General features: G+C 69.2%; 23 protein-coding genes and 2 pseudogenes. 11 read left to right on the forward strand and 14 right to left on the reverse strand.

Annotated elements, in window-relative coordinates:
• From NITAL_RS05160 to NITAL_RS05185, 6 genes are all read right to left on the reverse strand, one after another.
• Complete coding sequence (locus NITAL_RS05160) at nt 1–153, reverse strand: PspC domain-containing protein (RefSeq protein WP_169786728.1); 153 nt, start codon at nt 151–153, stop codon at nt 1–3.
• 235 nt (nt 154–388) lie between these two features.
• Complete coding sequence (locus NITAL_RS05165) at nt 389–1,060, reverse strand: DsbA family oxidoreductase (protein WP_052665077.1); 672 nt, start codon at nt 1,058–1,060, stop codon at nt 389–391.
• Between the two features lie 134 nt (nt 1,061–1,194).
• A complete protein-coding gene (locus NITAL_RS05170; protein WP_052665078.1) occupies nt 1,195–1,920 on the reverse strand; it encodes a glutamine amidotransferase-related protein in 726 nt (241 codons plus the stop codon).
• Nucleotides 1,921–1,951: 31 nt separating this feature from the next.
• Entirely contained in the window at nt 1,952–3,394 is a 1,443-nt protein-coding gene (locus NITAL_RS05175; RefSeq protein ID WP_083441238.1) for an aldehyde dehydrogenase family protein, read from the reverse strand.
• 2 nt (nt 3,395–3,396) lie between these two features.
• On the reverse strand, nt 3,397–4,170 hold the full coding sequence (locus NITAL_RS05180; RefSeq protein ID WP_052665079.1) for a glucose 1-dehydrogenase: 774 nt from the start codon (nt 4,168–4,170) through the stop codon (nt 3,397–3,399).
• An 18-nt stretch (nt 4,171–4,188) separates the two neighbouring features.
• Complete coding sequence (locus NITAL_RS05185; protein ID WP_083441239.1) at nt 4,189–5,568, reverse strand: glutamine synthetase family protein; 1,380 nt, start codon at nt 5,566–5,568, stop codon at nt 4,189–4,191.
• 404 nt (nt 5,569–5,972) lie between these two features.
• On the opposite strand from NITAL_RS05185, the gene NITAL_RS05190 reads away from it, so the two are divergent.
• On the forward strand, nt 5,973–6,569 hold the full coding sequence (locus NITAL_RS05190; protein WP_052665080.1) for a hypothetical protein: 597 nt from the start codon (nt 5,973–5,975) through the stop codon (nt 6,567–6,569).
• 102 nt (nt 6,570–6,671) lie between these two features.
• Nucleotides 6,672–10,097 (forward strand): pyruvate carboxylase, encoded by a 3,426-nt coding sequence (locus NITAL_RS05195; protein WP_211262209.1) that lies wholly within the window; start codon nt 6,672–6,674, stop codon nt 10,095–10,097.
• Between the two features lie 50 nt (nt 10,098–10,147).
• Here NITAL_RS05195 and NITAL_RS05200 read toward each other — a convergent pair.
• A pseudogene (locus NITAL_RS05200) lies at nt 10,148–10,657 on the reverse strand (cytochrome P450); the annotation flags it as partial.
• Between the two features lie 67 nt (nt 10,658–10,724).
• On the opposite strand from NITAL_RS05200, the gene NITAL_RS27020 reads away from it, so the two are divergent.
• The 6 genes from NITAL_RS27020 (at nt 10,725) to NITAL_RS05230 (ending at nt 15,500) form a co-directional block, all read left to right on the forward strand.
• Entirely contained in the window at nt 10,725–11,048 is a 324-nt protein-coding gene (locus NITAL_RS27020) for a hypothetical protein (RefSeq protein ID WP_157041625.1), read from the forward strand.
• Between the two features lie 183 nt (nt 11,049–11,231).
• Nucleotides 11,232–11,483, forward strand: coding sequence for a hypothetical protein (locus NITAL_RS05210; protein ID WP_211262210.1), 252 nt, complete (start codon nt 11,232–11,234; stop codon nt 11,481–11,483).
• A 99-nt stretch (nt 11,484–11,582) separates the two neighbouring features.
• Complete coding sequence (locus NITAL_RS05215) at nt 11,583–12,809, forward strand: cytochrome P450 (RefSeq protein WP_052665084.1); 1,227 nt, start codon at nt 11,583–11,585, stop codon at nt 12,807–12,809.
• 64 nt (nt 12,810–12,873) lie between these two features.
• Complete coding sequence (locus tag NITAL_RS05220) at nt 12,874–13,635, forward strand: SDR family oxidoreductase (protein ID WP_083441240.1); 762 nt, start codon at nt 12,874–12,876, stop codon at nt 13,633–13,635.
• Entirely contained in the window at nt 13,632–14,477 is an 846-nt protein-coding gene (locus tag NITAL_RS05225; RefSeq protein ID WP_052665086.1) for an alpha/beta hydrolase family protein, read from the forward strand. The genes NITAL_RS05220 and NITAL_RS05225 overlap by 4 nt, the downstream gene beginning before the upstream one ends.
• Before the next feature lie 12 nt (nt 14,478–14,489).
• The gene (locus tag NITAL_RS05230) at nt 14,490–15,500 is read left to right on the forward strand and encodes an alpha/beta fold hydrolase (protein ID WP_157041627.1); all 1,011 of its coding nucleotides are present in this window, start codon (nt 14,490–14,492) and stop codon (nt 15,498–15,500) included.
• Nucleotides 15,501–15,588: 88 nt separating this feature from the next.
• On the opposite strand, the gene NITAL_RS29360 is transcribed toward NITAL_RS05230, so the two are convergent.
• From NITAL_RS29360 to NITAL_RS05255, 7 genes and pseudogenes are all read right to left on the reverse strand, one after another.
• Complete coding sequence (locus tag NITAL_RS29360; protein WP_245617663.1) at nt 15,589–15,813, reverse strand: RidA family protein; 225 nt, start codon at nt 15,811–15,813, stop codon at nt 15,589–15,591.
• 261 nt (nt 15,814–16,074) lie between these two features.
• Nucleotides 16,075–16,335, reverse strand: a pseudogene (locus NITAL_RS29510) (hypothetical protein); the annotation flags it as partial.
• A 251-nt stretch (nt 16,336–16,586) separates the two neighbouring features.
• Nucleotides 16,587–17,969, reverse strand: coding sequence for an FAD-binding oxidoreductase (locus NITAL_RS05240; protein WP_052665088.1), 1,383 nt, complete (start codon nt 17,967–17,969; stop codon nt 16,587–16,589).
• Between the two features lie 312 nt (nt 17,970–18,281).
• Nucleotides 18,282–18,962, reverse strand: a complete 681-nt coding sequence (locus NITAL_RS05245; RefSeq protein WP_211262212.1) for a cyclase family protein — start codon at nt 18,960–18,962, stop codon at nt 18,282–18,284.
• 546 nt (nt 18,963–19,508) lie between these two features.
• Nucleotides 19,509–19,676 carry a hypothetical protein gene (locus NITAL_RS27030; RefSeq protein ID WP_157041628.1) on the reverse strand — a complete coding sequence of 56 codons (168 nt, stop codon included), beginning with the start codon at nt 19,674–19,676 and terminating at the stop codon, nt 19,509–19,511.
• Nucleotides 19,673–20,044, reverse strand: coding sequence for a helix-turn-helix domain-containing protein (locus NITAL_RS27850; RefSeq protein WP_211262213.1), 372 nt, complete (start codon nt 20,042–20,044; stop codon nt 19,673–19,675). Before NITAL_RS27850 ends, NITAL_RS27030 begins: the two co-directional genes overlap by 4 nt.
• 227 nt (nt 20,045–20,271) lie before the next feature.
• A complete protein-coding gene (locus NITAL_RS05255) occupies nt 20,272–20,673 on the reverse strand; it encodes a hypothetical protein (protein ID WP_052665091.1) in 402 nt (133 codons plus the stop codon).
• Between the two features lie 651 nt (nt 20,674–21,324).
• Here NITAL_RS05255 and NITAL_RS05260 point away from each other — a divergent pair.
• From NITAL_RS05260 to NITAL_RS05270, 3 genes are read left to right on the forward strand one after another with little or no spacing between them, the layout of a single operon-like run.
• On the forward strand, nt 21,325–22,644 hold the full coding sequence (locus tag NITAL_RS05260) for a hypothetical protein (RefSeq protein ID WP_052665092.1): 1,320 nt from the start codon (nt 21,325–21,327) through the stop codon (nt 22,642–22,644).
• Nucleotides 22,641–22,871: a hypothetical protein gene (locus NITAL_RS05265; protein WP_052665093.1), complete on the forward strand. Its 231-nt coding sequence runs from the start codon at nt 22,641–22,643 to the stop codon at nt 22,869–22,871. Before NITAL_RS05260 ends, NITAL_RS05265 begins: the two co-directional genes overlap by 4 nt.
• A complete protein-coding gene (locus NITAL_RS05270; RefSeq protein ID WP_052665094.1) occupies nt 22,868–23,524 on the forward strand; it encodes a hypothetical protein in 657 nt (218 codons plus the stop codon). Before NITAL_RS05265 ends, NITAL_RS05270 begins: the two co-directional genes overlap by 4 nt.
• Nucleotides 23,525–23,537: the final 13 nt, after the last annotated feature.

A 23,537-nucleotide genomic window follows, 5' to 3' on the forward strand; every position in this document is an offset into this window, starting at 1 on the left:
TCAGCCCACCGTGCCGGCGTCGAGGATCACGACGGCCGCAACGCTGGAGGCGATCGACGCGGTCACTGCGCTGCAGACCCCGGCGAGCATCCGGTCGTCAGGCGACCGGGTCAGGCGCTTGTGGGGCTGGGGGATCGGTTCGGCAGCGGTCATGCCGGGCTCCTGGTCCGTCGCCACCATCCTGCGTGATGACGGCCGCGGCTGCACTCCACCCTGGGTGCCATCCCTCCCGTGCAGTTCGAGACCGCCACCTACCGTCAGCGAGCCGAGGCCATCCACCCGGTTGGCATCCGACGAACCGAGTGTCCATCAGGCTCCAGGACGGTTCATAGCGATGCAGGGATGGCCATCATGACGACAGCGATGGAGAAGGTGCGGGCGCGGGAGGTCATGGCCGGACTCCGAGGGAAGGGGGCGCGGGGTGGCCGGTCGAGGAGCGCTCCGCCCACGCGCGGTCCAACATCGCACGCAGGGCGGCGACCGGCTGTGCTCCCGTGAGGGTGTGGCGGCCGTCGAAGACGAAGAACGGGACGCCCTGCGCGCCCAGCTTCCACGCCGCCTCCTCGTCGCGACGCACCGCGCCGAGGTAGGCGTCCGGCTGGTCGAGGACCTGGCGGGCGGCGCCCGGAGCGAACCCGGCGCGCGTCGCGAGGTCGACGAGGGCGTCGCGGGTGAAGATGGTCGCGGCCTCGCCGAAGTTGGTGTCGAACAGGAGGGCGAGCACCTCGCCCTGGCGTCCCTCGTCCTTGGCCAGGTGCAGGAGCCGGTGGGCGTCCAGGGTGCTGCCGACGTGGCGGTCGGTGCGGTACGCCAGGCCCTCGTGCGTCGCCTGCTCCGCGATCCGCTCCTCCATGGCGGCACCAGCGGGGCCGAACCGCTCACGGAGGAAGTCGGCGAGGGGCTGCACGTTGGCAGGGTCGCGGCCGGGGTCGAGCTCGAAGGAGCGCTGGACGACCTCGATCTGATCCCGGTGCGGGAAGCCATCCAGGACCTGTTCGAAGCGTCCGTGGGCGATGTAGCACCAGGGACAGGTGACGTCGCTCCAGACCTCGATGAGCATGACGTGTGGTCCGATCGTGGGAGGCTGTCCCCGTCACGCGGGATGGTGCGGGCACCCCAGCCAACGCGAGCGCCACCACGTCGCTTCCCGATCGGCCGTACGCACTTCTGGGTTAGGTGCTTCCCCACGGAGAGTCAGGGCCTCGTGGCATCAGCGTCCGTGGTAGCGAGGAAGCGACGGATCCACCGCGCCACCACCCCGTGGTCGGTCGGCTGCTCCAGCGTCGCGCGCGAGGTCTCGACCACGTCGGGGCCGATGCGCTCGATGCGCTCGGCCATCAGCGCCTCGGCGTAGCCCGGCACGAACTCGGGGTGACCTTGCAGGCCGAGGACGTGTCCGCGACGGAACGCGGCGATCGGCGCGTGGTGGCTGGTCGCGAGCAGCTCGGCGCCTTGCGGCAGCAGGGCGACCTGGTCCTGGTGGCTGACGAGCAGGCGGAAGCGGTCGAGTTCGGGCTCCATCCAGGTCTCGTGCGCGACCACCTGCGCCTCGTGCACGCCGACCCCCCAGCCGTTGGTCGCGCGCACCACCCGTCCACCGAGGGCGTGGGCGATCAGCTGGTGCCCGAAGCAGATCCCGACCAACGGGGTGCGGGCGGCGTCGGCCTCGCGCACGAAGTCGGTCAGGGCCGCGACCCAGCCCGCGGTGTCCTCGTCGACCCCGTGCCGGCTGCCCGGGATCAGGACGGCGTCGTAGGCGTCCGGGGCGGGCAGGGGCTCGCCACCGATGACGTCGTGGGGGACGAGCTCGAGGTCGGGAGCGTGCTCGGCGAACAGCGCCGTGAACATGTCGAGGTAGTCACCGGCGATGTGCCGCAGGTGCGCGGCCACGTGGTCGACCGCGAGGTACCCGACACGCATGGGATCGATCCTCCGCGGGCGGCGACGCCCGTCAGTCGTTGGCGATGAACACCGACTTGAGCTCGCTGTAGTGGTCGAGGGCGGGCAGGCCCTGTTCACGACCGATGCCGCTCTGCTTCATGCCGCCGAACGGGGCCTCGATGTGGACCGAGGACGAGGTGTTCACGCTGAGCATGCCGGTCTCGACGTGGCGTGCGACACGGAGGGCCCGGCCGACGTCGCGGGTCCAGATCGACCCGGACAGGCCGTACACCGAGTCGTTCGCCAGGGCCACGGCCTCGGGTTCGTCGTCGAAGGGCAGCAGGGCCACGACGGGTCCGAACACCTCCTCCTGCACGATCCTGGCGGCCGGCTCGGCGCCGACGAGGACCGCGGGCACGAGGTAGTTGCCGTCGGCGAGCGGTCCGTCGGGGCGCTGTCCACCGGTCAGGCACCGCGCGCCGTCCTCCAGCGCGCCCTGCAGGTGCGCCTCGACCGACTCGCGTTGCCCGGGCGAGATGAGCGGCCCGATCTCGGTCGCCTCGTCACCGGTCGGACCGACGCGCAGCCGCTCGACGCGGTCGACGAACCGCTCGACGAACTCGTCGAACACGTCGCGCTCGATCAGCATGCGGCTGCGGGCGCAGCAGTCCTGCCCGGCGTTGTCGAACACCGAGAACACGCTCGAGTCCACGCAGGCCTCGAGGTCGGCGTCGGCGAACACCAGGTTCGCGGACTTGCCGCCGAGCTCGAGCGACACGCGGGTGATGTCCTCGGCCGCGGCCTGCATGACGCGCGTGCCGACCTCGGTCGACCCGGTGAAGGACACCTTGCGGACCAGCGGGTGGCGTACGAGCGCGTCCCCGACCTTCGACCCGGGCCCCGGTACCACGTTCAGCACCCCGTCCGGCAGCCCGGCCTCGGTGGCCAGCTCGGCCAGGCGGAGCGCCGTCAGCGGCGTCAGCTCCGCGGGCTTGACGACCACGGTGTTGCCCATCGCGAGCGCGGGGGCGACCTTCCACGCGGTGATGACGAGCGGGAAGTTCCACGGCACGATCGCGGCGCACACCCCGAGCGGCTCGCGGAAGGTCAGCAGCGTCCCGTCCGCGTGGCCGGGCAGCGTCTGCCCGCCGACCTTGTCGGCCGCACCGGCGTAGTAGGCGAAGGTCGTGGCGACCGAACCCATCTCGCCGCGTGCGGCGGCGATCGGCTTGCCGGCATCCCTGGCCTCGAGCTGCGCGAGTTCCTCGGTGTGGACACGCACGAGCTGTGACAGCCGGTGCAGCACCTGACCTCGCTCCCGGGCCGACGCGCGCGACCAGTCACCGGTACGGAAGGCGCGATCGGCCGCCCGCACGGCCCGGTCGGCGTCGGCGGTTCCGGCCTGCGCGAAGCGGGCGATGACCTCGCCGGTGGACGGGTCGTGGGTCGACGCCGTGGCACCGTCGGCGGCCTCGGTCCGGCTGCCGTCGATGTAGAGACCCTCGGTGCGCATGCTCACTCCGCGGTCACGTAGGCCGAGCTCAACCCGCCGTCGACCAGGAAGGTCGAGGCGTTGACGTAGCTCGACTCGTCCGAGGCGAGGTACAGGGCGGCGTCCGCCATCTCGGCCGCCTCACCGAAGCGGCCCATGGGCAGGTGCACGAGCCGACGTTGCTTCTTCTCGTCGGTGTCGAGGAACTTCATCAGCAGCTCGGTGTGCAGCGGCCCGGGACACAGGGCGTTGACCCGGATGTTCTCGCGGGCGTGCAACACACCGAGCTCACGGCTGAGCGCCAGGACGGCACCCTTCGAGGCCGTGTAGGCGAGCTGGGGCGTCGCTGCGCCCATGACCGCCACGAACGACGCGGTGTTGATGATCGACCCCCCGCCCGCGCGACGCAGGGCCGGGATGCCGTGCTTGCAGCCGAGGTACACCCCCTTGACGTTGACCGCCATGGTCAGGTCCCAGGTGCTCTCGTCGGTCGCGATCGCATCGTCGTCGGCGGGGTGCATGATCCCGGCGTTGTTGAACAACACGTCGAGGCGGCCGAAGGCGTCCTCGGTCGCCGCGACCATCCGCTCGCAGTCCTCGCTCCTGGACACGTCGACGGTCACCGCGAGCGCACGACCGCCCGCGCCCGTGACCGCGTCGGCGGTGCGCTGAGCACCGTCGCCGTCGAGGTCGGCGCACGTGACGAGCGCGCCCTCCGCGGCGAACCTCAGCGCGCTCGCGCGGCCGATGCCGCCGGCCGCACCGGTGATCAACGCGACCTTGTCCTGCAGTCTCATCGTGGTCCCTCGGGAGCGTCAGATGCGCTCGAAGTAGCGGCGCCGTTCCCAGTCGGTGACGGCGCGGTCGTAGGCCTGCTGCTCGATGCGGAAGAAGTGGGTGTAGTGCTCGCGCACGTCGGTGCCGAAGGTACGCGCGACGAAGTCCGACGCCGCGAACCGGTCGGTCGCCTCACGCAGCGTCTTCGGCACGTGCGGCAGCTCGCCCGCCTGGTAGACGTCGCCCTCGAAGCGCTCCGGGGGTTCGATCCGGTTCTCGATGCCGTCGAGGCCGGAGGCGAGGGAGGCGGCGAAGGCGAGGTAGGGGTTGACGTCGGCGCCGGGGATGCGGCACTCGATGCGCAGCGATGGGCCGGCGCCCACGACGCGGAACCCGGCGGTGCGGTTGTCGTGGCTCCAGGCGATGCGCGTCGGTGCCCAGGACCCGTCCTGGTAGCGCTTGTAGGAGTTGATCGTCGGCGCGTAGAAGACCATCAGGTCGGCGACATGGGTCATCCAACCGCCGAGGAACCAGCGGAACGCATCGGAGGCCTGGATCGGGCCCAGGGCCTGGTCGCCGGCGAAGGCGTTGACGCCGTCGGTCTCGAGGCTGACGTGCAGGTGGCAGGAGGACCCGGCTTCGGACTCGTGCGGCTTGGCCATGAAGGTCACCGAGCAGCCGGTCTGCAGCGCGATGTCCTTGGCGGCCTGCTTGTAGACGGTGTGGCGGTCGGCCATCCCGAGCGCGTCGGTGTAGCGCACGTTCAGCTCGTGCTGGCCGCGGCCCCACTCGCCCTTGCTGTTCTCGACCGGGACGCCGGAGCGCGACAGGTGACGGCGCAGCGCACCGGTGAAGGGCTCCTGCCGCGTGCCCTGCATGAGGTGGTAGTCCTCGATGTACCAGCCGGCGGGGGACAGCTGTGAGAAGCCGTCACGCTCGGCGGCGTCGAACGACTCCTGGTACAGGAAGTACTCGAGCTCCGAGGCGGCCATCGCGGTGTAGCCGTGGCCGGCCGCACGCTCGACCTGGGCGCGCAGCAGGCTGCGGGGGGCGACCGGGACCGGCTCGTGGTTGCGCGGGTCGAGGACGTCGCAGAGCACCAGCGCGGTGCGGTCCAGCCAGCTCGCGATCCGCAGGGTGTCCATGTCGGGGACGAGGTGGAAGTCGCCGTAGCCGAGCTGCCAGTTGGCGTAGTCGTAGCCCTCGACCGGCTCCATCTCCATGTCGACGGTGAGCAGGTAGTCGCAGGCATGGGTGCCGGCGTCGATGCCCTCCTCGACGAAGAACTCCGCGTCGAACCGCTTGCCCATCTGCCGGCCGTAGTGGTCGGTGAAGGCGACCACGACGGTGTCGATGTCACCGGCCTCCACCAGGGTGGTCAGCTCCTCGCGGGTCAACATGCCGCGTCGCTCTGCCATCGGGTCTCCGCTCGGCTCGGTGGTGTGGTGGGTGCCGGTCAGCCAGCGCGAACCGTCGTCCTCCAGCCTGGCGGGTCACACGCCGGCCGGAGGACGCTAGTGCTGGCGGCCGGTCCGCGGAGGTCCTTCGCGGGCCAGCCGGGGTCCCGATCGGATCCGCTTCCTTGGCGTGCCAGGCGGTGGCGACCAACCCACCATCGGCGTCGCGGCAGGAAACGGCGAACCCGTCGACCAGGACCCTGGGACGGTAGCGTCCAGGGAAGTGGTGCACGGCGCGGGATTGCATCGAGATCGAGAGGTCGGCGATCCCCGTGGGCTCGCACACGAACTTGGAATCAAAGCAAACGACCCCCAAGGCGTATTCAGGTTGATCAAGGTGGACTGACTTGTTCCCTTCGCCGTTGGTGCCGACGACCACCGATGAGGTCGGCTACTTCGAATCGCCGGTACGTCCATTCGCCGACTGGCTCGCGTCGGATCTCGGTCCAGCCTGGGAGGCACGTGAGGTGGAAGGGCGCCTCTCCGAGCTGCTCAGGCAGATCGCACCGGGGGGTGACTACACCCGATTCCTGCTGCTGCCGGTCGGCACCTGGACATGCATGATGTCGGACGGTCCGGGCGGGACCGATATCGGGTTGCTCCCGTCCCACGCTGCCAGGAAGGTTCCTTGCCGAGCGATCAGGGCAGTGCGCGCAGAGCCCGGCGATGCCCCTTATCCAGCGACGATCCTCGCGGTCTACGCACCGGACGCTGTCGATGACTCGCTGCGCTGCCGCAGGGTCCTCACCGCAGCGAACGACGGAGGGCGATGGGTCTTCGACAGCTTCGGAGAACCGTTCGGGTTCGAGGATGTCGGTACCTACGAGAAGCGGCGCATCCGTGATCGCTTCACGGGCGAGATGCTCATGAAGTATCTGGTTGAACTCGGGGCGCCGGCTGGTCCATTCGCTCCTGCGGACTGGGTGTCTGGCGCCTACCTCGTCGAAGATCGGGAGGCATGATCCGCGCGCGGAAGGTCGGCGCAGGTGGAGAAGCGGAGCCCTCGCGCCCAGAAGCTGCACCGAGTCTCCGTCAGACCCAGGATGGTTCGTAGCGACGTAGGGATGGCCATCATGACGACACTGCGCAAGGTGCTGGTCGCCAACCGTGGGGAGATCGCGGTCCGGGTGATGCGGGCGGCGACCGAGCTGGGGATGGGGACGGTCGCGATGTACACCGCGGCGGACCGGGGGTCGATCCATCGGGTCAAGGCCGACGAGTCCTACCAGATCGGTGATCCTGCTCGACCGGTGGCGGGCTACCTCGATGTCGAACAGATCGTCGAGCTGGCGGTCCGTGTCGGGGCGGATGCGGTGCACCCGGGGTACGGGTTCTTGTCCGAGTCGGCGGTGTTGGCGCGCGCCTGCGACGTCGCCGGGGTGCGGTTCGTGGGACCGCCGGCCGCCGTTCTGGAGACGACGGGGGACAAGGTTCAGGCCAGAGCGCGGGCGATCGCGGCTGGGCTGCCGGTGTTGGCCGCAAGCGACCCCCTGGCCGTGGACGCCGACCTGGCGACCGAGGCTGAGCGCATCGGGTTCCCCGTGTTCGTCAAGGCGGCCGGTGGTGGGGGCGGTCGCGGGCTGCGGTTGGTCCACGAACCCGGGCAGTTGGCTGAGGCGATCACCAGCGCCCGGCACGAGGCCGCTGGCGGGTTCGGCGACCAGACGGTGTTCCTGGAGAAGGCGGTGCTTCGGCCTCGCCACATCGAGGTGCAGGTGCTCGCCGACGCGGCGGGGGAGGTGATCCACCTGTTCGAGCGGGACTGCTCGGTGCAACGCCGTCACCAGAAGGTGCTGGAGATCGCGCCGGCTCCGGGCTTGGATCCACGCGTGCGTGAGGCGATCTGCCAGGACGCGGTGCGTTTCGCTGAGCAGGTCGGTTACGTCAACGCCGGCACGGTCGAGTTCCTGCTCGACGAGACCGGCCAACACCACTTCATCGAGATGAACCCGCGGATCCAGGTGGAGCACACCATCACCGAGGAGATCTGCGACGTCGATCTCGTGCAGTCGCAGCTGCTGATCGCGGGCGGGGCGAGCTTCGACGAGCTGGGTTTGAGCCAGGAGGCGATCGCGCCGCGTGGGGTCGCGATCCAGTGCCGGGTCACGACCGAGGACCCGGCGAACGGGTTCCGTCCCGGGACCGGGCGGGTGACCGCCTTCCGTTCGGCGGGTGGTGCGGGCATCCGGATCGACGCCGGCTCGGCGTACGTCGGGGCCGAGATATCGCCCTACTTCGACTCGCTGCTTGCCAAGGTGACCGCGCGGGGGCGTGACCTGCCTGCAGCGGCACGGCGGGCACGCCGGGCGCTCGCGGAGTTCCGGGTGCGGGGGGTGCCGACGAACCTCGCGTTCCTCCGCGCGCTGCTCGCCGACCCTGAACAGCTGATCGCGGAGATGTCCACCGCCTACCTCGTGGAACACCCCGAGCTGATGCAGGCGATCGACAGCCGCGATCGAGCCAGCCGGATGCTCGGCTACCTCGGCGACGTGACCGTCAACCACCCGCACGGCCCGCCCCCGGGACTGCAGGACCCCCGCGACCGCCTCCCGTTCCTGCCCGAGGGCGACCCGCCGACGGGATCTCGGGACCGGCTGCTCGCCGAGGGACCGCAGGCCTTCGCCGCGTGGCTTCGGGACAGCGTGGCGGTCGGCGTGACCGACACGACGATGCGTGACGCTCACCAGTCGCTGCTGGCGACCCGCATGCGCACCTTCGACATGCTCGCCGCCGGCCCGCACCTTGCTCGCCGGCTCCCCGAGCTGCTGTCGCTGGAAGTGTGGGGTGGCGCGACCTTCGACGTCGCGATGCGGTTCCTGAAGGAGGATCCCTGGGAACGGTTGCAGCTGCTGCGTGCCGCGATCCCGAACGTGTGCCTGCAGATGCTGCTGCGCGGCCAGAACGCCGTCGGCTACCACCGCTACCCGCCCGACGTGGTCCGCGCGTTCGTCCGTGAAGCCGCCGCCGCCGGGGTCGACATCTTCCGGGTGTTCGACGCCCTGAACGACGTCGAGCGGATGCGGCCCGCGATCGAGGCCGTCGTCGAACACGGACGTGTCGCGGAGGGGGCCCTCTGTTACACGGGCAACATGTCCGACCCCTCCGAGCAGGTCTACACACTCGACCACTACCTCGGCGTCGCTGAGGGGCTCATCGACGCCGGCGCGCACGTGCTGTGCATCAAGGACATGGCGGGACTGCTGCGGGCCCCGGCGGCACGCACCCTCGTGACCGCGCTGCGCGAACGGTTCGACGCGCCGGTCCACCTCCACACCCACGACACCTCGGGCGGCCAGCTCGCCACCTACCTCGCCGCCATCGAAGCCGGGGTCGACGCAGTGGATGGTGCGGCCGGACCGTTGTCGGGCACGACCAGCCAACCGCCGCTGCCCGCGATCATCGCGGCGACCGATCACACCGACCGGGCGACCGGGTTGGACCTGGACGCGGTGCTCGACCTCGAGGAGTACTGGGAGCAGGTCCGCACCCTCTACGCGCCCTTCGAACAGGGGCTCGCGTCCCCGACCGGCCGTGTCTACCGCCACCAGATCCCCGGCGGCCAGCTGTCGAACCTCGTCGCGCAGGCCACCGCGCTCGGGGTCGACGGTGGGTTCCCGGAGATTGCGCGCCGCTACATCCATGCCGACGAGCTGCTCGGCGGGCTGATCAAGGTGACCCCGACCTCCAAGGTCGTCGGCGACCTGGCCCTGTTCATGGCGCTCAACGACGTGGAGCCAGACGAGATCGTCGAGGACCCGGGCCGGTTCGACCTGCCTGGGTCGGTGCTCGAACTGCTGGCCGGGGACCTGGGCACGCCGCCCGGCGGTTGGCCCGAGCCCCTCCGCAGCCGCACACTGGAAGCCCACAAGATCAGCCTCCCGGACCGGCAGCTCACCGACGAGGAACGAGCAGGCATCGACGGTGACGACGCGATCCAGGTGCTGTCGTCCCTGCTGTTCCCCGGCCCGGCCGACGACTTCCGGGCTGATCGGGAGCACTACGGCGACCTGTCCAAGTTGCCCACCGAAGCCTTCTTCCACGGGCTCGTCCCCGGGCGTGAGGTCCACATCGACCTCGACCGGGGCGTGCGTCTCACCGTCGAACTCGAAGCGATCGGTGAGGTCGACGAGACCGGCCACCGGACCCTCCATCTCAAGCTCAACGGCATCCCGCGGGCGATCGAGGTGCTCGACCGCAGCCACGCCCCCGCGCAGGTCAGCCGGGAGCATGCCGACCCCGACGACCCCAGCCACCTCGCCGCCCAGATGACCGGTGTCGTCACCATCGACGTGGAGGCGGGCGAGCAGGTCGACGAGGGCCGGGTCATCGGCGTCATCGAGGCCATGAAGATGGAGTCGCCCATCCGTGCGCACACCGGTGGCACGGTCCGGCGGGTCGTCACGCCGACCGGCACCCGCGTCGAGCCCGGGGACCTCCTGGTCGAACTCGAGCCGGGCTCATCGATACCGCCGCCATCGGAACAGCGATGAGGTCCGGCCCATGGGGCCCGGGCTCGGCCGGGCCGCCCGGTCCGGGCCTGTCAGCTTCGGCGCGGCAGTGCGTGGAGCCAGCACCCGTTCCGCGGGCGGAGGGTGAGCAGTGGGTCGAGCTGTAGCTGGCGACCGGGGACCGGGGCGAACCGCCACCGACGGACGATCGTCGCCAGGGCGAGCACCCCCTCGGTCCACGCGAACCCTTCGCCGATGCACTGGCGGACACCGGCCCCGAACGGGAAGAACGCGCCCCGGGGTCGCTCGCGGTCCGTGGCGTCTGTCCAGCGTTCGAGCTGGCAGCGCTCCGGCTCCGGCCACCAGCGTGGATCGCGGTGCACGACCCACTGGGGCAGCACCACCAGGTCACCCGCTGGGATGCGTACGTCACCGACCTGCAGGTCCGCTCGTAGCTGCCGGCCCATCGCCCACGACGGGGGGTACAGACGGAGCGCTTCGGCGAACAGGGCCCGGCAGCGGGGCAGCTGGTCGAGGTCGTCGGCGGTTGGGAGCCGGCCCGCGAGGACCTGATCCACCTCGGTATGGACGGCGGCGTCGACCTCGGGCGCGGTGACGGCTGCGGCCGCACGTCGCCACCCCGCGCGATGCTGGAGGGTCGGATCGGCGGTGGATCAGGTGGGTCGCGGCTTTCGCACGGTCGGAACCCATCTGCGGCGCTTCAGGGGACCTGACCCGACCGGCTGGGCCGCTGGTCCCGCACAGGATCTTCCAGGTGAGGTCGTCGAGGCTGTCGGAGAGGTGTGGTCGTTCGAGTGCGGCGGATCGAAGCACTCCGAGGAGCTCCTGATCTCGCTGGAGGCGCTCGATGATCGGGGTGGCGGCTGGCGGGGCATCGCCGTGCGGTACGAGGAAGCTGACAGCTCGACACATCTGCTCGAGATACCTGCGGAACTCCTGTTGTGTGGCACAGGATCCGAGCCATGCGAGTGACCGCGGTGGGTCCGTCGGAGGCATGATTCTGTGACTGGAGGAGCTCATGCCAGGACGATCCCGATTCTCTCCTGAGACCCGCGAGTGTCCGATCAGGGTGGCGTTCGAGCAGCAGGATCAGCACGATTCGCAGTGGCGGCCGGGTGGCGCTGGCCGACGAACGCCGTCAACGTGGCGTTCGGGATGGCTCACCTGCTGCACCGGGTCGGCGTCGACGAGGACCTGCGACCCCGGCTCGTGGCCGCCATACGGCGGCGACACGACGTGCTGGCCGACACGGCCGGCCTGAACGCCGACGTCTACGACGCGCTGGTGATCCTCGCCGCCGGGACCTGGACGCCGGCCGGCGGTCGCTCGCGCCAAGTCCCTGACACCGGACTACCCGGTTGGGTGACACCTGGGGCGATGTGGCGATGTCTACCGTGGGGCTGGTAGCCCTGGTGAGGAACTTGCTGTCGGGATGGGGCTGTGCATGCGTTGAGTGTTGCGTGCGTCTGGGCCCCGCCCGGTCAAGTACATCGTGAGGAGAGAAACGTGTCGGAATCCGCGCTGGTGTTCGATCCGTTCGACCCATCCTATATCGAGGATCCGTACCCGTTCTGGGAGCATGCTCGGGACGATGGCGGCGTCTTCTTCAGCGAACGATTCGACGCGTGGGTGGTCTCCTCTTACGAGGACGCCCTTCAGGTGTTGCGCCAACCGGGCCTGTACAAGTCGGCAGACTCTTTCAAGCCGGCGGTGCCGCTGCCCTCGGAGATCCAGGAGATCCTGGATGGACGGTGGGAAGCCTACCTCGTCGTGAACATCGATCCACCTGAGCACACGCCAGTGAGGCGTGCGATCAATCGGGCGTTGACTCGGCCGGCTGTCGAGAACAGCGTTCCGGTCATGCATCAGGTGGCGGATGAACTGATCGATCGCTTCGTGGCCGATGGCCGGGCCGATATCGCGACGCAGTTCGCGAGGGAGTACCCAGCCCAGGTCGTTGCCCGCATCCTGGGACTCACCCCTGAGCAGGTACCGGATCTGCTCGACTGGGGCCATGATTTCGAGACGATCCTGGCGGGTACTGCGTCGAAGGAGCGGCTCGCGAAGGCAGCTCGTGGGTTGGTGGATTACCAGCAGTTCTTCGTCGATGAGATCGAGAAGCGACGACTTGACCCGAAGGAGGACCTGCTGACTGCCATCCAGCAGGAGTTCGATGATGACCCGACCTTGAACCTGAGTACGGAGAAGATCGCGAACATCCCGCTGGCGGTGTTCACCGCAGGGCACAACACCACGACGGGCGCGATCTGCAACGGCGTGCACGTGCTCCTGCAGCATCCTGACGATATCGGTCGAGCGCTGTCGGATCCTGCGGTCATGGATCATGCGGTCGAGGAACTCCTGCGGTTCGAGCCGCCGTTCCCCTTCGTCCGGCGTCACACGACCGAGCCGACGGAGCTCGGAGGTGTGCACCTCGACACCGGTGCAACCGTGCTGATCAGCTTGGCGTCCGCGAACCGCGACAAGTGCCAGTTCGCTGAGAACCCTGATCAGTTCGATATCGAGCGGTCTGGTGCGAACCGTCACCTCGCTCTCGGGTACGGGGTCCACTTCTGTCCTGGCGCACCGCTGGCGCGGAAGGAAGTCCCGATCGCTCTGCAGAGGCTGTTCGAACGTCTGCCGAACATGCGCGTGGTCGATTACACGCGCCTGGAGCGCTTCGTCTCACGAGGCTTCGAACAGCTGATCGTCGAGTGGGACAACGACGCGTGAGGTGGGCTGGCCAACGAGTCGGCGCGCCCCGATCGGTCGGACGAGCACCTGAGAGGCGAGGACGTTGAAACCCACCGTGGTCGTGGCCGGCGCGTTCGGTGAGTTCGGACGTGCGTTCGTGCAGGACGCCGGCGAGGCAGGCTACGAGGTCGTCGCGCTCGACCTGCAGCGGAGCATCGACACACAGCCGCCACTCGACGGCTCGGGTGCGTCCTTGACGCTGCCCGTCGACGCCCGGGACGCGAGCTCGGTCTCCGAGGCCTTCGCGGTGATCGAGGAGAACGTCGAGAGCGTCGATGCTCTCGTGAGCTTCGTGGGTTACATGCTCGTACCACCCAAGGCCATCGATGACGTGACGGACGTCGAATGGGCTGACGTCCTCCACGGGAACCTCACGACGTTCTTCAACCTCTGCCGCGCAGGCCTCCCCGCGCTCCGGCGCGGCACCGGCCCGTCCGCGATCGTCGCCGTGTCGAGTGGCCTCGCGATCGACCCGATCCACGGGACCGGCCCGTACTCGGCCGCGAAATCCGGCCTCCATGGACTGGTCAAGACCCTCGCGGTCGAGAACGCACCCAAGATCAGGGTCAACGCCGTTGCCCCGAGCGCAGCCGACACCAACTTCCTGCAAGGCGGAACGGGGCGAGACGGATCATCCCACGGACGGGAGTGGTTCGACGCCGAGAGGTACCAGCAGACCGTCCCGATGGACCGGCTCTGCGAGCCACGAGACGTCAGTGATCTCGTCCTCTTCCTCCTCAGCAACCAGGCCTCCTACATCACGGGCCAGATCGTGCACCTCAACGGCGGGAAGAGGATGCCATGACAGCCCAGAAGCCGGGCCCCACGACGGCCCACGAGGAGGTCGATACCTGGGCCATGGCACCGAGCCAGGTCAGAAGCTTCATCGATCGCGTACGTGCGGAGACCGACGAGCAGGCTGCGCCGGGTCAACGCATCCAGTACGGGCAGGATTCTGGTGAGCAATACCTTCGGGTCCATCACCCGCCCCAGGGTGAGACGCGCGGCCTGGTGGTGCTCGTTCATGGTGGACTCTGGCGCGCGGAACTGACGCTCGACATGATGACGCCATCGGCGGTCGCGCTTGCCGAGGATGGGTGGACGGTCGCGAACATCGAGTATCGCCGCAAGGGGAGCGGCGACGACGTTCGCGACTCAGCCGAGGATCTGATACGGGCGATCGACGAGGTTCGCAGCGCGCTCCCCGGGCTGGAAGACGCTCCTCGACGCCTGCTGGGCCACTCCGTCGGCGGCACCCTGGCGTTCGGCTTGGCCGCGTCGCGCCCGTTCGATGAGGTCATCATGGTCGGTGCGGTGTGCGATCTTCCGGGCGCGGCGTTCGCGGGACTCGGTGGAGGTTCGATCGCGGAGTTCTGTGGCGGAGGCCCGGACGCTGCCGGTGACATCTACGCAGCGGTCGATCCTCTGACGCTCCTCGATCGGATTGGCAGCACGACGATCCGACTCGTCCATGGAGAGGACGACGACCGCATCCCACCGGTGCAGAGCCGGCGGTTGTATCGCCGTGCCACGGCCCACGGCCGCGAGTGCTCACTCGACCTGGTGCCCGGTGCTGGCCATTTCGCGTTCCTCGATCCAGCATCGGAACCGTGGGGCGTCGCTACGCGATCTCTTCGGTCTGACTAGGAACGACACCAGGTGGCACGCACCCGTTCGGGTGACGATGTGATGCTTCTCGGCGTCCTACCGTCGCTTGATCCCGAACACGTCACCAGCTCGCAGGGCTTCTTCTCCCCTTACTCGTGGGGAGCCAGCGCAGGAACTCCAGGAAGGGAGAGCACCAGGATGGCAACTTCAGTAGAGGACCCGGCGGACCAGGCAGTGATGTTCGAGCGGCTCGAGCTACCCGACACGTTGATCGAGTACATGGTCTCTGGGTCCGGAGAGCCGGTGCTCTTCACCCACGGGGCATTGCTCTCCGACGTGGCGGTTCCGCTGGCGGCACAGAAGCCGCTCGAGGGGTACCAACTGATCGGCTACCGTCGGCGCGGCTACGCCGCATCGGATCCGAGACTCGCACCCGAGGGCACGACGATCGCCGATATGGCGGCCGATGCGGCGGCGCTCCTCGATCACCTGGGCATCCATCGGGCGCACATAGTCGGGCACTCGATGGGTGGGATCGTGTCCCTCCAGTGCGCTCAGGCCTATCCCGACCGTGTCGGCACCCTCTCCCTGCTCGAGCCTCCCTTCGGGACCGACGAGACCGCCCAGGCCATTCTGCCGGCGGTCGTGATGGAGCCGCTCGAGAAGTACGCGGCCGGCGACAAGGCGGGCGCTGCGAGTCAGGCGCTGGAGGCGGTCAGTGACGAGCACTGGCGGACGCACGTGTCTGCCACCGTGCCAGGCGGCGTCGACCGCGCCCTCTCGAACGCGGACACGTTCTTCCAGCGGGACGGCGCGGCGGTCATGGGGTTCGAGTTCGGCGCCGAAGAGGCGGCGAAGATCGACGTCCCGGTCCTGTCGATGCTCGGCGGAGAAACGCCGGGCACGCTCTACCACGAAGGTCGCGCCTTCTTCCACGAATGGTGGGGCGACAACGTCGAGGACTTCAACCTCCTCGGCGCCAACCACCTGCTCCCCTTCCAGGACCCAGCGGGCGTGGCATACGCTCTCGGCGACTTCCTCTCGCGGCACGCGCTCGATTGAACCGCGCCGACGAGGCGAATGACGGACTCGGGGTCGGGGAACGATCGCGCCGGGGACGCGAGTCGTGCTGCTCGTGGGTGAAGGGCCGTCAATCCAGGCAGGCGATCGCGTCGATCTCGATGAGGAGTCCCGGCACCGCAAGACCCGTGACCCCGATCAGTGTTTGGGTCGGATGCGGCAGTGGGCCGGTCACGTTCTCCATGGCATGAGCGATCACTTCGAACTGCGTCGGTTCGAGGGTGTAGACGGTACGGGAGATGACATCCTCGAACGACGCGCCGGCAGCCTCGAGCGCGACCTTCATGTTCTCCATGGCGGCTTCGGTCTGGCTGCGAGATCGTCTCCTCCGGCGACCGAGAAGTCGGCGTTGACTGCTGCCTGGCCGGCCACGAACACCAATCGTCGGCTGGCAGTGACACCCACATGGCTGAAACCGGGCGGCTCGAACAGCGTGGGTGGGTTGATCAGTCTGGGACGCGTCACGAGCAAGCCTCCTGAGTGCCGAACACCCATCATGACATATGATCAAACATACTCCTATGGCATCACCGCGGCCCGGGTCGTTGATCGCCTCGACGGGACCGTTCGACGCGCGTGAGCGGTGCCAGGCGGCGATCTGGGGTCCCCAGCGTCTGAGGGTTCGGCCGAGCCGGCGGACCTCGTCGAGCCAGCCGGCCACGGCACGGTTCACGGTGTGCCAATCGCACCCGACGAGCTGCACGTGAACACGTGGGTCGGCAACTCGAGCGCCCCAGATCACGCCATCGGCCACTGGACCGCTGACACGGTCGCCAGGGCGCGTAGTGATGTCACCCGGCCGAACGCCGGGCTCCACGGATTCACGACATCGAGCGGTACGCCCCGTTCGGCGACCTCGTTACGAACGCTCTCGTAGATGTCTGACTCGATGTGGTGGCTCGGCGCCAGCGGGTTGCCGCCCAGAGAACTCGAAGCGCCGAGCCACCGAAACGTGGTCTGTGCGAAGGACCGGGAGTACCCGTTCGCGCCGATCAGTTGCTGTCGATGCCTTCGCGGCTCGTCGCCTGGATGCGTACGTCGCGTGCACGGCGTGCATCAACGCCACGCTTACCCCGCGGGAACGGTCTTGCCGGGGTTGAGAATCCCGGCTGGGTCCAAGCCATGTTTGATGGCCCGCATGGCGGCCAGTGCTGTGGCGTCATGCTCGACCTTCATGAAGGGGAGCTTGCCGTAGCCGATGCCGTGCTCACCGGTGCAGGTGCCACCTGCGGCCAGACCCCGCTCGACCAGCCGGCGGTGGAAGGCCAGCGCCGCGGCCTTCTCCTCGGCGTCGTCTGGGTCGAACATGATCAGCACGTGAAAGTTGCCGTCCCCGACATGCCCGACGATCGGGGCCGTCAGCCCGGTCTCGGCGATGTCTGTGACGGCCGCGTCGATTTGGCCGGCCAGCGCGCTGATCGGCACACACACATCCGTCGACACGCCCTTCATGCCCGGTCGTGTCGCCAACCCCGCGTAGTACGCGTCGTGGCGGGCCCGCCACAGCGCATTGCGCTCCTCGGTCGACGTCGCCTCCTGCCAGCCGGTCCCACCGTGGCGTGCCGCCAACTGCGCCACCGTATGGCTCTGCTCGGCGACCGCGTCGGGTCCGCCGTGGAACTCCAGCAGCAGCAGCGGCTGGACAGGCAGTTGCAGATCGGCATAGGCGTTGACGGCGGCGACCATCGCCCTGTCCAGCAGCTCGACGCGCGCCACGGGGATGCCCAGCTGGATCAGCTCGATCACGGTGCCGACGGCGCCGGCGACGTCACCGAAGGACGCGGTCGCACTACCGATCACCTCGGGGATACCGTGCACGCGCAGCGACACTTCGGTGATGACACCCAGTGTTCCCTCGCTGCCGACCAACAGCCGCGTCAGGTCATAGCCCGCCGATGACTTCCGCGCCCGCGATCCCGTGTGGACCACCTCGCCGGTCCCGAGCACTGCGGTCAGGCCCATCACCGCATCACGCATTGTGCCGTAGCGCACCGTGTTGGTACCGCTGGCCCGAGTGGCCGCCATACCGCCGATCGAGGCGTTCGCGCCAGGATCGATCGGGAAGAACAAGCCCTCGTGCCGCAGGTAGTCGTTCAACGCTAGTCGGCGCACGCCCGCTTCTACGCGCACGTCCATGTCCTCGGCATTGACCTCCACGATCGCGTTCATGCGGGACAGGTCAAGCGAGATGCCGCCTCGCAGCGCCGCGATGTGGCCCTCCAGCGACGTGCCAGCCCCGAACGGCACGAGAGGAATCTCCCCCGCCGCGCACAGCCGCACCACCTCGGCAACTTCCTCCGTCGACGCCGGCATCACCACCGCTTCCGGGGCGACCCCTTCGTGCCAGCCCTCGTCGACGCCGTGCGACTCCAGGTCCGCAGCAGCGGTGGAGACGTGCTCCGCACCGACGACCGCAGACAACTTCTCGAGCAGGGTGTGTTCCAACGGCATGTCGGCTCCTCGCGAACGTGGGGGAGGTGGCCAGGTGGCGCCCAGGGACGGGTGCAAGGGTTCTGCGTCAGTCGACCGCTGCACATTCTGCGCCAGCACCGACAGCGGAACCGACTCCTCTTGCCCAGCCCCCACGTCGACGCGACCAGGATGTCCGTCATCGCCCCGCGCCCCCGCAACTTCCGAAGCGCCAGGAATCTTCGCGATCTGGGTGCATCACCCTGTCGGAGGGTTCCGCGAACCCCACGCCGGCTCATCGGTCGCAATGAGACGCGACGCCATAGTGCAGGCGCCGATCCACACTGACCAGGCTCAGAAGATGGCGACCGGGTTGACCGGCACACCGGTGAGGTTCGCGATCCGCGGTGGTGCAGCCACCAGCATGAAGCTGTAGCGGCCGAGCTCGCGGCAGACCGCGACGAGATCCTCCACATTGGCGGCATCGACGAGCGGAAGTCCGAGGCGCGTGAGGCCGACGGCGTGCATCGGGAACGCCACCTGCGGGTCAAGAGGAGGGAACGCATCCCCGATATCGCCTACGTAGAGCGAGACGCCGCGGTCGTGCATCCACCGCACCGCGTTCACGCTCATCCCTGGTGAACGCTTGGTCGGATCGGGCGTGAAGTCCCAGCCGCAACGGACGACCAGCGCATCGCCCTCCTCGACCCTGACGCCCTGTCGGCGCTCGGCTTCCTCGAGGTCTGTGGCGGTGACTCCATGCCCCTCGGCGAGTGGACCGTCGGCTGCGAGGTCGAGCAGCACGCCACGGGTGACAATGCCCTCGCCGAATGCGACGGTTGAGCCGTGGTGCACGCCGCCAGGTGTGACGCTGCTGGCCAGAGGGCGTCCCGGGTAGACCAGTTCGCCCTCGGCGATGTGCGCAACCGCGTCGAGGTGGGTCGAACGTGGATGGTGGTTCGTTATCAGGATGATGTCGACGTTCGCGCACGTGTGCTCGGCAGGTCGAACCGGGTGTACCACCACCTGCTGCACCGGCGACTCGTCGGTGCTCGCGGGCACGAAGGGTCCGCTCAGGACGGCCGTGGGCACGATCGGCAGAGCCAGGGAAACCGACCGACCCGTCTGGACCTGCTCGGCTGCGCGACGCCTGGCTGCGTCGCCGATCAGGTTGAGGGTCCCAGCCTCGTCGTCGTCGCCCCAACGGCCCCAGTTGCTGGGGAGGCTATCTGAGTTCGTCAACGTTTCTCTCCTCACGATGTACTTGAACGAGTTCGCCCAGCGGAGGCTTACCGTCGCGCTACGACGAACACATTGACCACGAGCGGCACCACCCGGCACCGGGAAGAACCCAGGCAGACAACACCCGACACATGCGCAGCCGCGTCCAGCCAGCGAACTCCTCACCAGGGCTACCAACCCCACGCTAGACACCGCCACATCACCCCAGGTGTCACCCGACCGGGTAGTCCAGATGTCAGGGGACAGAGCGCAGGTCTGGGGTCGGTGTACACGAGGCGCCGGTCGTGTCACGCGAGTCCTGGATGGACCCTGGCTCGACCGCTTCCGCGTGCTCGTCAGTCACCAGGACGCTGTTGCCACGAGGCCTGACTCTCCGTGAGGGGTGATGGTGGCGAGCTTGGACCAGTCGGGCTTGCCGGCGTAGAGCAGGATGCGGACGCGCCAGTGGGCCCAGTTCGTGATCCCGAACGCGAGCCGCCTTATGCGCTTGGCGAAGTTGTTGATCACCTCGACGGGACCGTTCGACGCGCGTGAGCGGGGTCAGGCGGCGATCTGGGGTCCCCCGCGTCTGAGGGTCGGCCGAGCCGGCGGACCTCGTCGAGCCGCTCGTTGGCGACGCGCACGACGTGGAACGGATCGTCGACCAGCGCGAGTCCGTAGCCGATCACGGCACGGTTCACGGTGTGCCAATCGCACCCGAGTTCGCCAGCGACCTGCGCCACGGTGCGGCCGTGGCGTCCGACCTGCTCGCACGCCCAGCGGGCAGCCCGGTCGGTCATGCCACGGTTGCCGATCACGATCCGCTCGTCGATCTCGGTCCACGAGCCCACCGGACAGCCGGCGGCGGGGGGCGGGGGGCGGCGGACCTGGCGCACACCGTCACCACCGGCCGACCGAAGACCGGCAGGTCCATCAGCCGCCGACGCAGCGTCTGCTTGACCCTCGCCGCCGTCCCGCACGAGCATGCCGGCCGCGGCAGCTCATCGCGTCCTGCGCCCTGGAGACGCCCCGCGAACTGAAGAGCGATGCCGAGCGCGAGCACCGTCGTGTGGCGAAGCTGGACGTACCGTGCTCATCGTCTCTCCCCCGTGCTGTTGAAGCGTCAGTTCGCCCGATGCGACGTCGCCCTGGCGGTCATCGGGCGGTCAGTGACCTCGATGACCACCTGGACGAGACGACCATCGGCCTGCCCCGTCACCCGACAGTCACTGCCTTGGCCCCGGCAGTCATCACGCTCTCGGCTGATGTCCATACCGAGGCCATTGATGGCATCACGAGCCTGCTGGTAGGCCTCCGCGGCCTCGAGGTCGACGGTGTAGGTGTCGGTGACCCGGGGGCACGACGGACCGCTCATGATCGAGCAGTCCCGATCGGAGTGGGTGAGCGACTCACGCGAGGTCCGCTCCCACGCATCCGAGAGCTCCAGCGCGCCGAGGGCCTCCTCGTACGGCTCCGCCGACCCGCACGCCGAGACCAGCAGCCCGACGACCAGCGCTGCCGCCACCTGCCGCCCCCCGCATACGCACGCTCCCCCCGCGCCACACCTACCCCACATGGCGACGCGGCCTTCCCCGGCCGCGTGCCGGCACCGTAGCCACCGGGCCCTCCCGGCTGCGGCCAGAACGCAGAACCCCGCGCACCAGAGCAGGCCAAGTGTGCGCTGCCACGGCGGACCTGTCGGTCGTATGGACGGCATCGAAGCACTCCCGGTCGAGGACCCGATGGTGCCGCTTCCGGTACCGGACCGACGGTCCACGGCACCGGGACGCGGTAAGGCTGAACACGAGAGCGAGCAACCTGCTGCAGAGAGGAGAGAGCAACCGCAGTTGGCGGACGGCGCCCGAGCTGACCGGGAACGACGAAGCCCAGGCCGGCGAGAACCGCTCTGACCTGGGCTTTCGTGCGGAGCGGGTGAGGGGAATCGAACCCCCGTCGCTAGCTTGGGAAGGTGGTTGGAGGGTCGCCAGGCCCTGACGCCGGCTGCCAGAAATCGGCACCTGACCTGCACCGATACGGCCCGTTCGTGCCGCGGTGTGCCGCTCGCGCAACCCACCCGCCAGAGCGGATGGGAGCAGGATGGGAGCAGAGCGGCCCGGCGGTCGCGCGGTGCGGAGGCAGCCGGGGGTCCGGCGCAGGCACCCGTGGCGGTCCGCCGATGACCGAGAAGGACCGGCCTGCCTCGTCGGCGCGGCTGCAGGCCCGTGATGTCGTGACATTCGGCCACGAGACGGGGCGGGCGCTCTCCGATGGCCGGATCATCGGCAGGGCAGAGCCGTTCGCCAAGGTCTTCCCCTCCTCGCGGGAGGTGAAGCGGGCGGTGGGCCTGGTGGCCTGGGCCATCCTGGAGGACATCGCCCTCGACGCCAGGCTCGACGATGCGGGCCGGTTGGTCTCGACCACGAACGTGCGCCGCATCGCGGCCAACCTCGGGATCAACAAGGACACGGCGGCCAAGCACCTGGCCCGGCTGCGTGACTACGGGTTCGTGCTCCAAGAGGAGGGCCGACAGGGCCCGTCGGGCCGGTGGGAGGCATGCCGGTACGTCCTCGATCCCTCAGCGTGTCTGGAGCGGTTCACCCACACCCCGACCTCGACCAGCCGCGGCCGGCCTGCGCGCCATCCAGTCGCTGACAGAGCCGCCCCGACGCGGTGTCCCAAGAACTCGGACACGGCCCCCGAACGGGCCGATCGGCTGCTGAACACCGCCCTGTCCGAAGGAGCCGGACACGGCCGCACCGGACGCGGTGAGGTCGGACACAAGAGAGAAGAAGCTGCTGTTGGAGACCGACAGCAGCCGGTGGGTAGCGACGATGCCGTCGGCCAGCTCGTCGGTCTTGGGATCGCGGTCGACCGGGCCAGACGGCTGGTCGACGATCACGGTCCCGACCGTGTCCGTGCCGTCGTCGACGGGGCCATCAGCCGCGAAGTCCGCAGCCCCGCGGGCTGGATCATCCAGGCCCTGGCCGAGGGCTGGGATCTCGGGCCCGACCGGCACGAGGACCGCGAGCTGGTGCGACGCCGGGCCGAGCGGCGCGCTGCCGCGACACGCCACCACCTCGACGAGCTCTGCGACGACGAAGCCCATCGGCACGCCACCGGTTGGGCGACGGTGCTCGACGGCGCCCTCGACGACCGCCTGCTGGCCGAAGCGGTCCACGCCGTCACCCACCGGCTCCCGTCGGCCGTCCAGCGGTCGGCACCGATCGTCCGGTCCCACCTGCTCGCACTGGCCGCCCAGGCGCACCACAGCCACCCGGATAAGCCGGTGGAAGCCGCGCTGAGGCGCCACCTCCGCGACGGAGCGATGGCCCCCGGAGCGGCAGACGGTCACGCGCGCCTCACGCCCGCACCCGCAGGTCACGCGGGGGGTGATGCCGGCCGTCTCGCCTCCCGGATCGCAGCCGTGCTCGCCCGCGGCCGCAGCTGTCCACCACCGCATCAGGTACCGACCGCACTGGAGAGGACGCACCGATGACCCGCAGCCACGAACAGATCCTCGCTCACCTCGAGCAGGTCGCTGTCGGCGAGGGCGTGCCCGCCGCCGACGTCGACCGCTACATCGCCGACCGGCTGCAGGTCCCCCTGGACTACTACTTCGCCTACCTGCTCGTCTGGGGCGCCATCGAGGCTCACCGTGCCGCTGACGGGCACGCGCGCTCCATGGCCGGGGCAGAAGCCTCTGCGGGCGGTGAGGCGCGATGACGTCGTTGCACGAGACCGTCGAGTTCCGCAACAGCGCCACCTACACGATCGTGCTGACCTACACCGTCAGCGGTGGTGCGCGTGTCCAGACGGCACGGCGTCGGGCGGAACGAGTCGCCGAGCAGATCGCCAACGCGGCCAGCCGGCTCGGTAGCGTCGTCGACGTTCGCGCCGTGGCCGGGCCAGCCGGTGCTGATGGCGAGCTGCTCTGGCCCACCCCGGTGCGGTTCTCGGCGGCGAACACCGGTGAGTCACGCCACGACGCCCCAGACAAGCTGGCCCGCTATCTCGACCCGGACTACGAACGGGCCCTGACGTCCCTGGCCGACGCCCACGCCCGCGCTCGCGCCCGCCGAGATGCGGACCGCGAACGCCGCCGCGCCATCGGATGCGCCAATGCGCTCCAAGCGGTCACCCCGTTCAGCCGTGGGTGCAACTGCGTGTACTGCCGGCCTGTCGAGCACCACGCGGTGGCCCTGTCACAGATCGACGGTGAACACTGGTGTTTGTGCGGCCGCTACATCACCACAGCCGGCGAGCGCTGCTCCGACCATCGGGACGTGCAACTCGTTGTCCTCGACGGCGACCCCGAAGAGCTGACGACGCTGGCGAGCCGCCCCGATAACCGAGGCTCGATGCAACAGGATGAGTGAAAGGGTCGGCACT

Source organism: Nitriliruptor alkaliphilus DSM 45188, from assembly GCF_000969705.1.
In the GTDB taxonomy this organism is placed as follows: Bacteria; Actinomycetota; Nitriliruptoria; order Nitriliruptorales; family Nitriliruptoraceae; genus Nitriliruptor; species Nitriliruptor alkaliphilus.